This is a genomic window from Bacillus sp. FJAT-26390, assembly GCF_001682865.1.
Lineage (GTDB): Bacteria > Bacillota > Bacilli > Paenibacillales > Paenibacillaceae > Pristimantibacillus.
Map to the genome: position 1 here is coordinate 84,192 of NZ_MAQX01000002.1, position 10,971 is coordinate 95,162.

Annotated in this window: 10 protein-coding genes; 4 read left to right on the forward strand and 6 right to left on the reverse strand. The window is 50.7% G+C overall.

Annotated elements, in window-relative coordinates; genetic code table 11:
- Positions 1-182: 182 nt before the first annotated feature.
- Entirely contained in the window at positions 183-1,193 is a 1,011-nt protein-coding gene (gene ylbJ, locus A7975_RS08810) for a sporulation integral membrane protein YlbJ (RefSeq protein ID WP_483295911.1), read from the forward strand.
- Between the two features lie 99 nt (positions 1,194-1,292).
- Complete coding sequence (locus tag A7975_RS08815; protein ID WP_065384934.1) at positions 1,293-2,090, forward strand: NAD kinase; 798 nt, start codon at positions 1,293-1,295, stop codon at positions 2,088-2,090.
- A gap of 43 nt (positions 2,091-2,133) precedes the next feature.
- Here A7975_RS08815 and A7975_RS32930 read toward each other — a convergent pair whose 3' ends face one another.
- Positions 2,134-2,868, reverse strand: coding sequence for a YutD family protein (locus A7975_RS32930; protein WP_082198098.1), 735 nt, complete (start codon positions 2,866-2,868; stop codon positions 2,134-2,136).
- 26 nt (positions 2,869-2,894) lie between these two features.
- Positions 2,895-3,839 (reverse strand): lipoyl synthase, encoded by a 945-nt coding sequence (lipA, locus tag A7975_RS08825; protein ID WP_065384935.1) that lies wholly within the window; start codon positions 3,837-3,839, stop codon positions 2,895-2,897.
- 380 nt (positions 3,840-4,219) lie between these two features.
- Between lipA and A7975_RS08830 the strand changes: the two genes are divergently transcribed.
- Positions 4,220-5,233 carry a M23 family metallopeptidase gene (locus tag A7975_RS08830; RefSeq protein WP_082198099.1) on the forward strand — a complete coding sequence of 338 codons (1,014 nt, stop codon included), beginning with the start codon at positions 4,220-4,222 and terminating at the stop codon, positions 5,231-5,233.
- Positions 5,234-5,312: 79 nt separating this feature from the next.
- On the opposite strand, the gene yunB is transcribed toward A7975_RS08830, so the two are convergent.
- The 4 genes from yunB to A7975_RS08850 form a co-directional block, all read right to left on the reverse strand.
- Positions 5,313-6,470, reverse strand: a complete 1,158-nt coding sequence (yunB, locus tag A7975_RS08835) for a sporulation protein YunB (RefSeq protein ID WP_255314225.1) — start codon at positions 6,468-6,470, stop codon at positions 5,313-5,315.
- Positions 6,471-6,661: 191 nt separating this feature from the next.
- On the reverse strand, positions 6,662-8,179 hold the full coding sequence (locus A7975_RS08840; protein WP_065384937.1) for an S-layer homology domain-containing protein: 1,518 nt from the start codon (positions 8,177-8,179) through the stop codon (positions 6,662-6,664).
- A gap of 136 nt (positions 8,180-8,315) precedes the next feature.
- Complete coding sequence (locus tag A7975_RS08845; protein WP_065384938.1) at positions 8,316-9,011, reverse strand: response regulator transcription factor; 696 nt, start codon at positions 9,009-9,011, stop codon at positions 8,316-8,318.
- Positions 9,005-10,480 carry a sensor histidine kinase gene (locus A7975_RS08850; protein ID WP_065384939.1) on the reverse strand — a complete coding sequence of 492 codons (1,476 nt, stop codon included), beginning with the start codon at positions 10,478-10,480 and terminating at the stop codon, positions 9,005-9,007. Before A7975_RS08850 ends, A7975_RS08845 begins: the two co-directional genes overlap by 7 nt.
- A 140-nt stretch (positions 10,481-10,620) precedes the next feature.
- Here A7975_RS08850 and A7975_RS08855 point away from each other — a divergent pair, with 140 nt between their 5' ends.
- Positions 10,621-10,836 carry a hypothetical protein gene (locus tag A7975_RS08855; RefSeq protein WP_053374415.1) on the forward strand — a complete coding sequence of 72 codons (216 nt, stop codon included), beginning with the start codon at positions 10,621-10,623 and terminating at the stop codon, positions 10,834-10,836.
- Positions 10,837-10,971: the final 135 nt, after the last annotated feature.

A 10,971-nucleotide genomic window follows, 5' to 3' on the forward strand; every position in this document is an offset into this window, starting at 1 on the left:
AATTTCGTTCAAGTGATGGATGTCCCAGTTCCGACATATACGTGTAGGAGGGGTTTGTACATCATCGGCATTCTGCTGCATAAATGCCATCCCAACAATAGCAGGAGGCGGTCTTATTGCTGCGCTCGTTCGTCCATCCGTTATCCATTACCGCCTTTGGCGCTCTTCTTATCGTGCTTCTAATGACCGTCTTTCCGACAGAAACGCTGCATTCCTCCTTGCGGGGGCTCTCGATCTGGTGGCAGGTGCTTTTCCCGGCATTATTTCCTTTCTTCGTCATTTCGGAGCTGCTGCTCGGCATCGGTATCGTGCATTTCTTCGGTAAACTGCTCGATCCGTTAATGAGACCTTTATTTCGGCTTCCCGGCATTGGCGGCTTCGTCATCACGATGGGTTATATATCCGGATATCCAGTAGGAGCAAGGCTAACGGCTCAGCTGTGGGAGCAGCGGCTCGTCAATCGTGCAGAAGGAGAGCGGCTTGTCGCTTTTACAACGACATCTGACCCTATTTTTCTAATAGGAGCCGTATCGATAGGTTTCTTCCAAAATGTAGCGCTCGCGCCTGTGCTGGCAGCAGCCCATTATGGCGGCGGGCTTATTATCGGCCTCCTCATGCGATTCCACGACCGTCATGCACCGCCTTCCTCTGCCGATAAAAATCGGGCTGTCGCTGGCGAAGCAAGAAAACGCCGACCTTCGCGAATCGCCGAAGCGCTCAAAGCGATGCATGATGCACGCTTGCTTGACGGGCGCGGACTCGGAAGGCTGCTGCAGGATGCCATCCAGTCAGCGCTTAAGCTTATGATTGTCGTGGGCGGCCTGGTCGTCTTTTTCTCCGTCGTCATGGAGATGCTGACGCATGCGGGGATCGTTGAGGCGATGATTGAGGCGCTCCGTTATTTATTCAACGCAATCGGATTGCCGGAGAAGCTGGCGGATGCCGGCATATACGGCTTGTTCGAGGTGACGCTCGGCGCGCGGGCTGCCGGAACAGCCGGTACAGGGCTCATGCACCAAGCCGCAATTGCTGCCTGGGTGTTGTCTTGGGGCGGCATATCGGTCCACGCTCAAATCGCGAGCCTGCTGAGCAAAACGGATATGCGCTACCGTCCCTTGATGCTCGCCAGATTGCTCCATGGATTTATCGCCATGGCGCTTGTCTACTTGCTTTGGGGCTGGATGGCCCCTTAATTCGCCGCAATGCTTTATGACAGCGCCGCGACTCATTGAATTTAAAGGCAATTTCCTTTATCATCTTAAGTACTATGGAGATCGGAAGGAGATTTACCTTTGAAGTATGCGGTTATTGATCGAGGCGATGCTTTATCCAAATCGTTAGCGGAGAAATTTCACATCCTAGCTGCTGAGCGCGGCTTCAAGCGAAACGATGAAACGCCAGAAATCGTCATTTCCATCGGTGGAGACGGTACGCTTCTGCTGGCTTTTCATAAATATGTCGATCAAATTACGAATGTTGCGTTTGTTGGCATACACACCGGACATCTCGGCTTCTATGCCGATTGGCAGGCAGACGAGCTTGAGGATCTAGTTGCTATGATGGCCGAGGAAACACCTAGAATAGTAAGGTACCCGCTTGCCGAGATCGAGCTTGAGACGCCGACTGAATCCCGTCATTACTTATCATTAAATGAGTTCACCCTCAAAGGTGTCGACGGAACTTTGGTTGCCCAAATTAATATCAATGACGAAATGTTCGAAATGTTCCGAGGTGACGGTATCGTAATCTCCACCCCTTCGGGCAGCACCGCGTATAACAAAAGCTTAGGCGGAGCCATCGTTCATCCGTCCATTGAATCTTTGCAAATCGCAGAAATCGCATCCATCAACAATCGCGTTTATCGTACGCTTGGCTCTTCGGTACTGCTGCCGCAGCATCATCATTGCGATATCATCTCCAAAAAAGAACAGCGGCTGCAGCTCACCATTGATCATATCAGCATCATGCGCAGCGACATCCGCTCGATCCGCTGCAGCGTGTCCAGCCGAAAGGTCAGCTTTGCCCGGTATCGCCCTTTTCCTTTCTGGAACCGGGTCCGCGAGGCTTTCCTCGGGTACGACGTACGATAAGCCGGTAAAACCAAACAAACAAAAAAAGACACGACAGCGCCTGTTACAGGCGCTCCGTGTCTTTTTTGTTTGGTCGGCTCGTTTCGGTGGAAGCGGCCGCTGTTTCACTGGCTGCAAGACGGAACGGTTTTTTGCCACGATTGTCGTTGCCCTTAAATCCGCCCTTGCGCTGCTGCTGTTGCTCACGCTTGCCGCCTTGCTGCTCACCGCTATTTCGGCCTTCGCCGGCAGTCGAGCTGTCGCTGCCGGATTTGCTTTCATTATTGCTGCGGTTAGAGCTTCTATGGCGATTTTCTCGGCTGTGGGTATGGTTCCGATTATGTCTTTCATGCGATGGCGCAGAAACAGCTTCCTTCGCGCTCGCAACCTCATCATCGTCTGCATCCGCGCCCTCGGAAACCTCTACTAAACCAGCTGCAGCAGCAAGCAGATCTGCAGCTTCTATACGAGGCCGCTGATCGTCCGCGTCCAAATCATAATCGTCTGGCTCCCGCTTTGTGCTTTGCGTTTTTTCGAGAATGAAATATGCGCAGCCAAAATTGCAATATTCATTAATATAATCCGGCATGCCGGAGAGATTGCTCTCCTTCGTAGCCTTCTGATGATTATCGCGGAAAAAGCCCTTCAGCCTAAGCTGGCTATAACCCCAGTCGCCTACGATAAAATCGTAGCGCTCGAGCACCTCGCTGTACCGATCGCGAAAAGCTTCTGGATTCCAGCCGTTTCGATTTTCTTGAACAATTTCGTATGATTTTCCGCCGATATGAATTAAAGCCATGTTCTCCACCTCATCTTGAGCGTCAGTTACATGCTGCTCGAGCAAGCACCGGTGGAAATCTCCCGGTCAAATCCCGCTTCTACGGTTTCTGCAGCGATCGCTGCGTGTGCCGAATCGGTTTGCTCATGCGCATGGTAAGAGCTGCGTACTAGCGGTGCGGATTCTACGTGTCTGAAACCGCGCTTCAGCCCTTCTTCTTTTAATTTTGCAAATTCATCTGGGTGGACATAACGTACGATCGGCATATGCTTAGGCGTTGGCTGCAAATATTGACCTAATGTCAAAATATTGACGTCGTTGGCGCGAAGATCATCCATCGTCTGCAAAATTTCGTCCCATTCCTCGCCCACGCCAAGCATGATGCTTGATTTGGTTGGAATCTTCGGTTTCATTTCTTTTGCCCGTTTTAGAAGCTCCATCGTACGGCTGTATTTCGCTCTCGCGCGAACGCGATCCGAAAGCCTCTCCACTGTTTCTACGTTATGATTCAGTATGTCCGGATTAGCATCCATTACAATTTGAAGCGCGTCTTTATTGCCTAGGAAATCAGGAATAAGCACCTCTACGCGGCAAAACGGCATCCGTTTGCGAATCGCATGTACTGTAGCGGCAAAAATAGAAGCTCCGCCATCCTTAAGATCATCGCGCGCTACCGAAGTAACTACGCAGTGCTGCAGACCCATTTGCTCAGCAGCTTCCGCGACGCGTTCTGGTTCGTCCAAATCAAGTTCGGTCGGCATGCCGGTCTTAACTGCGCAGAACCGGCAGGCACGCGTACAAATATCGCCCAAAATCATAAAGGTAGCCGTGCGGTTAGCCCAGCACTCATAGATGTTTGGACAGCGCGCTTCCTCGCATACAGTATGTAACGTCTTGGAGCGCATCATATTTTTAATTTCGGCAAAGTTGCCGTCTGTCGCTAATTTTATTCGAAGCCAATCCGGCTTTTTAAGTGTTTCTTGCTGTTTCATGGGGTTTACCTGCTTTCAAGTTCATTTATAATTCGTAAACTCATGGGGTTATTATAACATGTTTCGAAAAAAAAAAGCACTTTCTCAGCTATTCGTTTCCTTACGATCACAATATCAAGTGCGGATAGAAATTTGTGTTTACGACTTCATTCCTGATTCTCCTGGCTATGGAACGTTAAAAGGCTGTACGCCCGCTTCAGAGGACCATCCCTCCAGCATCTCGCTGCACACTCAAAATTAAATAAACAAGCTCATATATCGCCCTGAACGAATAAAAACCAATGATTTGCAAATTATAACGTCATATCCGTCATGCTTTTGGAAGGGTGAGACGTTTGAAACTGACTATTTCTATTGTCGCAGCCATAACTGCTGCTTCCATGCTCATTGTCTTCCCTGGCGGTCATCAAGCAAAAGCATCATCAGCCACCAAACCGCAGAATCAGGCGGAAAATGAGCAAGCGGCAGCAGCCGAACCCGATCCTCTTGCGGCTAGGAGAGGCTTGTATGAAAAATTAAGTTTGTTTACCGAAATTCCATGGAACTGGATTGCGGCAATCGATCAGTATGAGCGGTCCATGTCTAAGGTTCGGCCCAAGGCTCGTCCAATGCTTGGCAGCACCGTAGGCGTATTTATCGATCAAGAGAACTGGGTCGGCCCGCTTAATCCAAATACAGAGGACAGCTCGCCTGCCTCGATTCGTTTCTTTAACGGTATCGGGCAAGATGGAGACGGCAACGGCCAAGCCGAGCGAACGAGCGATGTTGATTTGCTCTACTCGCTTGTAAGACGCGTTGCTTCCTATGGAGTCTCAGAGGATGACTTTGCAATCGGACTTTGGGAATATTATCAAAATAATCGTTCTGTACAGCGCATTCAGCAGTTTGCCCGCATTTATGCAGCGTTTGGAAATCTTGACCTATTCGAGCACGCCTTTCCCCTCCCGGTAGGCAACAACTATGCCTATAACAGCACCTGGGGAACCGGCCGAAGCTGGGGGGGAAGACGAACCCATGAGGGAACCGATATTTTCGCCAATCATGGCACTCCTGTCCGAAGCACCTGCTACGGCATCGTTGAAGTAAAGGGCTGGAATCCTTACGGGGGCTGGCGTATCGGCATTCGTGACCTGAACAACTTTTACCATTATTACGCGCATCTGTCCGGCTACGACAAAACCGTCAATATCGGCGATGTGGTCAAACCCGGTCAGGTCGTAGGCTGGGTCGGCAGCTCCGGGTACGGCAAGCCGGGAACCTCTGGCAAATTCCCCCCGCATCTCCACTATGGCGTATACAGCGACCGCGGCCTCATTGAGTGGTCGTTCGACCCCTATCCCATGCTGCGCCGGTGGGAGCAAGCGGAGCGTAAACGAATTCGTGCCGGCAATTAATGCAGCATACGGCTTTACAAAAAAAACGACTTTATCGTCTTCTTATGCAGAGGACAATAAAGTCGTTTTAATTATGGGGCTACTCTGTGGAAGCATCGCCCGGATGGTTTGAAGACTTGTTTTGTGCGTTCGAGCCGCCTGAATCCTCCGTTGATCCTTCCGTTGACGCGCCCGAGTTCGTGCCTCCCTCATTAGAGGATTCGGCATTACCGTTATTTTGAGGATTTGCCGTCACGCCGCTTCCTGTGCCTTGGCCAAGCGGAACGGATATGTTAGGCGCTTGCGCGGCAGATTCGCCAACCGGCTTGCCGGTATTGTCATAATAGTACATAGGCACATCGCCGACCACGAGCAGATACGAAATCGGGATATCGGTTTCCACGATTTCCGGCTCGGTATCAAACGGGATAATAATCGTAACCTCCGCAATGATCCGTATATAGACTTCCACTAAAATCATATTGATGCCGGCGTCCTTCTGACGCGTGCTAAGATCAACCTTTACGGCGCCTACCGGCTCGAATTTAACCGGCACTCTAGGCCCGTAAGAGGAAATGATCGCACTGTTCAGCGCATGCCCGATCGGAATATGCTCAGGGATATCCTTCATCTCGTTTAAGGTCTTTTGAACGGTGTTGATCGTTTGCGAAGTAATGCTCATATGCTCGGCGTAATTCAGCATGAATCCCGAGATTTTACCGTTGCTGTTCATTTTCCAGTCAATCAGCTTATCGGTATCCGACCTTGTCGCAACCTGCTCCGTTATGGCTTTGTTAATCGCCTGCGTTGCGACCTGCTTGACCCGAATCTTCGCGATATTCATAAGCGGCGGACGTAAGTTCCGTTCAATATATACGAAGGACTGTATCGAAAAAACCATCATCACGACAAGTGTAATAATGACGATTGTACGGCGCCTTATCCGGGGTCTTGTTGGATTTGTGCCCCAGCTGCCTCCCGTGCCGCTGCTCTTGCTTCGCACACCGCTTCCAAATCGCAGCGCTTTGCGCCGAGTTCCCCATTTTCCGCCGCTTGCGCTTGGTCGCACTCCCCATTTGGATGAGGATGTGCTTGCTCCCGAGCCCCATTTTTTCGGCGTGGAGCGTGACGAGGCCGAGCTGCCGCGGCTTCCCCAGCTGACCGTTCTTACCTTTGAGGATGGACGGCCTGACCAGAGCTGCATCCGGCTCCCGCCAAAAGGTCTGAACCGCCAGCCTCTCCTCCCCCATTTCGCCAATCCGATCCCCTCCCGCATCATCCTGCCCGCTTCTCTTACCCATACTTATGCCATACTCGGCCAAAAAAGAAGACGACCTTACCCTGATCAGGAAAACGGAAATCGGGATGGGATGCCGCCCATCAACAACAAGAGGGGATAAGCCCCATTCGGCTTATCCCCTCTTTCATGTTATCCAGCTTGCTTCATTATTACTTCGCAAGCGTAACAGTAATCTCGTCTCCAACTGCCCAAGGAGAAACCGCGCTAACTTTGTACGTCATGCCGGCAGCCAGCTTGCCGCCATTTGCGAGGTCAAAAACGCCTGTTGCCCCTTTGCGCGATGTCAGCTTGTAGGTCGCCGTCAGCTTGCTTCCGTCCGCTCCGGTCAATTCGATGCTGCGTACCGCAAACAGCTCATCCTTCGGATCTGCTTTTAGCGTAAGCTCAAGCGAGGTTTCGTTCAGCGCCTTGGCTGATTGCATCTCAAGCGGCGCAATCTCCTTCGCGACAAACGTGCTGCTCGCGATATTTGCCCATTCCGAGGTTACCGTATAGTTGACGCCCGGCTTTAGAGCTTCACCTGCTGGCAGACGGAACTTCGGCGCTTGGCGTCCGTCTGTCGCTTGTGTGAACAAGACGTATGTCGCTGCCATCGGCGTTCCGCCCTCCGGCGTAATCGTCACCTGCTTGGCGCGCATGGAAGATATAATTTCATAGGTTTTGCCGTTGTAGCTATTGTTTTCATCAAGAATGAAGGCCGTTGCCGCCCGGCCAACGGAGTAAGCTGAAATGACGTTGCCGTAATCCGTAATGCCTTTAGACAGCTCCGATACCACCTCGAATGTATCGAATGAAACCTGTCCGACGCTGCTCATTTCTATTTTTTCTCCGCTTCCGGTTACCGTTGCCGCCGCTTCTCCTTTATAGGTTAGCTCGTAAACCGTACCTGCCTTCTGAGGCGTTGTTGGCACAATATACGTGGAGATGGAGCCGGTTTTGAGCTGCGGCACGTTCTGCATCGAAAGCCCGTTATCGAAGCTGAAGTTTTTGAGCGCCTGATCAAGCGCAGCATCCTCAGCTGTTAACGGCTCCGAGAATGTAACCTCTAGCGTAATGGTATTCAATGATTTTGCCTGCACGACTTTGGCATCGGCAGATGGCTTCGCCTTTTGCGAGGTTACGACAAGCTGAGCCAGCTCGCCGCGCGTGATCGTTTCCGGCTTCGCATTCACGGCTTGCGCCCAGTGCTTCACGGAAGCGGCATCACGGCCAAGCGCCTTGGAGACAACATTCGTCAGCTCAGTCTCGGTTACCAGCGCATTTGGCTTCATCTGTCCGCCATCTGCCTGCATAACGCCCATATTAACTAAAGTCGCGGCATAGTCGAAATACCATTTGCCTGCAGCTATGTCAGTTACGCCTGCCGGCTGTTCCTTGTTTATCGTAAGTCCAAGACCAGTTACGACGAGCTTCGCAAGCTCAGCGCGCGTTACCGGCGCATTTGGCTTCAGCAAGCCGTTTCCGTAACCGTTCAATACGCCTTGCTTCACGAGCTCTTGAATCGCTGCCAACGATGCCCCGGCATCCTTGATATCCTGAAAGCCTGCGGCCGCCTTAACTTGTACGCTGCTGTTTGCTAACACGTTAACAGGTCCTGCCACCGCTGCCGAAGCGCCAATTGCAGCTGCCAATACGATTGCTGCCATTTTGTTCGAAACGAAATTCATTATTGTTTCCTCCTCATGAGTGCTGTTCCTTAACTTAACCCCATGATAAAGGACAATCCTAAACCTCCTGCAAACAAAACATTAACAAAAGATAAACGGCGCCGAAACTTTTCTGAAACAATGCTAATTATTTGCGCTAAACGGTCAGTCGATAGCCTGCGCCCCATATCGTTTCTATATATTGCGGATTGGACGGGTCCGCTTCGATCTTCTCTCTAAGCCTGCGTATATGAACGGTTACCGTTGCAATCTCGCCAAGCGAATCCATTCCCCACAGCTGCTCGAAAAGCTCCTGCTTGCTGAATACATGATTCGGATTTAAAGCTAGAAACGTGAGCAGATCGAACTCCTTCGTCGTAAACTGCACCTCTTGATCGTTAACGTACACCCTGCGCGAGGAGGAATCGATCACCAAGCCGCGAATCCGAATCTTATCCGAAGCTTTAGCCTCACGCTTGCCCATCAGGCGCTGATAGCGCTGCAAATGCGCCTTCGCGCGGGCAACCAGCTCGCTAGGGCTAAACGGCTTCGTAATGTAATCATCCGCACCGAGGCTAAGGCCGCGAATCTTATCGATCTCCTCCTTCTTGGCGGATACGATTAGAATCGGTACTTCCTTTACCGCTCGTATTTGGCGGCAAAGCTCGTAGCCATCCATCCCCGGAAGCTGCAAATCGAGCACGATCAATTCATATTCGCCGTTCATCGCGGCACGCAGTCCTTCCGTTCCAGTCAAGCAAATATCCGCCGCAAAACCATGCAGCTCAAAATAATCCTTCTCCACCTCAGCTATAGAAGCTTCATCTTCGATGATGAGTATTTTCGTCATGATCGTCCTCCAATGTCCTGAGCGAGCGGCAGCCTGATAATAATCGTGGTCCCTGCGCCAAGCTTGCTCTCGGCTTGAATCGTGCCGCTGTGGCCTTCAATAATTTGTTTCGTTATCGCGAGTCCGAGGCCGCTTCCGCCGGATTGCCGGCTGCGCGACAGATCCTCCCGGAAGAACCGTTCAAATATAAACGGAACCGCTTCCTCCGATATGCCCGGGCCGTTGTCGTGAATCGACAGCCGGACAAAGCCATTTTCCACTTTCAAATCAATCCTGATTTTTTTGGGCTCAGACGCCATATATTTCACGCAATTATCAATAATATTGGTCAAAACGCGCTTCAGCTTATCGCGGTCGGCAAGCACTACGGAAGAAGCAGCATGATCCATGCTCCATTCCAGCTCAATGCCGATATCCTGCATATCATAGTGCAAATCCTCGGCGTAGTCCTCTATGAAATGCCCGATGCTGATCGCCTCAAACGTGAACGGCAGCTGCTTTAAATCAAGCTTCGAATAAAGAAACAGCTCATCAATCAATTGATCCATATCGTCGGCCTTCGTCAAAATCGTATTCACATAACGATCCATCTTCTGCTTCGTATCCGGAACGCCATCCCGAATGCCTTCGATGCTCGCTTTGATGGAGGTGATCGGCGTTTTCAAATCATGGGTAATATTCGCGATAAGCTCCTTGCGATTTTGCTCGTACTGCAGCTGCTTCTCGACGGACTGCTTCAGCTTCATGCGCATATCCTCGAACGCTTCGCTTAAGCGGGTAATTTCATCATTGCCTTCCGCGCGCAGCTCGAACTCCAAATTGCCTTCCTTGATTCGCTCCGTCGACTTCCTAAGCAGATCAAGCGGCTTAATGATACTGCGCGTGAATACGAAGTACAGCAGCATATTCATCAATAGCAGGACGAAGAAAAGCACCCCAAGGATGATCGGCAGCAGCGTGCGGATAACCTCGGCGAACGGACTGCGCTCCCGGATAACATACATGCTGCCCTTCGTCCGATCAGGAAAATAAAAATCAAATTTGGCATAGCCGTAAAAGTGATCCCCGATTTGCAGCGTGCTGCGGATCGCATTATTTTCCATCTCATAGCCAGGCAGATACGTAATGAGCTTCGGCTGCTTGACGGATAGAGAGGAGTAGACCTGTTTATCCTCCTTACGTATGAACAGCTCCGCTTGCACAGCGCGAAGCTTATAATTATATTCGTCAAGCAGCATCTTATCGAGCAGCGCATCCGGTTCATTTTTGGCCAAATACTTCAGATCAAGAAAGATCGTCTCCTCCTGCCCGGACAACGGATTAACGGAATAATGAATGTTGTAAAAGTCCTTTACGCTTCGCACATCGCCCGTGATCGCCACCACAAAAAGCAGCGCAGCAGCAAGAAACAATACGATCGTAACGATTAAAATAAAGGTGTAGGACAGCAGCAAGCGTACGCGTATCGACATAATGGTCTCCTTCTGGCCATTCGGCTCTCGTGACTACAATGTAACATAGCTACAGCCAAACGAACAAAGAGGACTTTGCAACTCCAATAGACATGGGATAGACTATAAGAAATCATTTTCCGTATTGAAGGAGTTTACCTATGGCCATAAACCGACGACTGAGCACCGATCAGGATTTTGAAGAGGTTATCGAGCAGCAGCAGCGCATCCGCGTTTTTCAGGACAATCAGCTCATCGATTCAAGCTCGCTGGTCGTACGCTTTGACGATAGCATCATCGTGACTCAGTCAGGAGTCAGTGATATTGCCTATCACAACCGTAAGGAATGCGAATTTTTTGTCCTTCGAAAGCGCTAAGCCACAGCCTAAAAAACGGTGTCGTCCTGTTCGCGTAAGCGTGACAGAGTGACGCCGTTTTGCTTTTTAAAAAAAGACCGCTTCGCGCACCCATTAAGGTCGCCAAGCGGTCTCTTTTTGAAGTTATGTTATCGC

What these genes read in the sequence shown, in the direction of transcription:
- A7975_RS08830 (WP_082198099.1), top strand. Translation starts at nt 4,220, where the DNA reads ATGCTCATTGTCTTCCCTGGCGGTCATCAAGCAAAAGCATCATCAGCC.
- lipA (WP_065384935.1), bottom strand. Translation starts at nt 3,839, where the DNA reads ATGAAACAGCAAGAAACACTTAAAAAGCCGGATTGGCTTCGAATAAAA.
- A7975_RS08850 (WP_065384939.1), bottom strand. Translation starts at nt 10,480, where the DNA reads ATGTCGATACGCGTACGCTTGCTGCTGTCCTACACCTTTATTTTAATC.
- A7975_RS08840 (WP_065384937.1), bottom strand. Translation starts at nt 8,179, where the DNA reads ATGAATTTCGTTTCGAACAAAATGGCAGCAATCGTATTGGCAGCTGCA.
- ylbJ (WP_483295911.1), top strand. Translation starts at nt 183, where the DNA reads ATGACCGTCTTTCCGACAGAAACGCTGCATTCCTCCTTGCGGGGGCTC.
- A7975_RS08855 (WP_053374415.1), top strand. Translation starts at nt 10,621, where the DNA reads ATGGCCATAAACCGACGACTGAGCACCGATCAGGATTTTGAAGAGGTT.
- A7975_RS32930 (WP_082198098.1), bottom strand. Translation starts at nt 2,868, where the DNA reads ATGGCTTTAATTCATATCGGCGGAAAATCATACGAAATTGTTCAAGAA.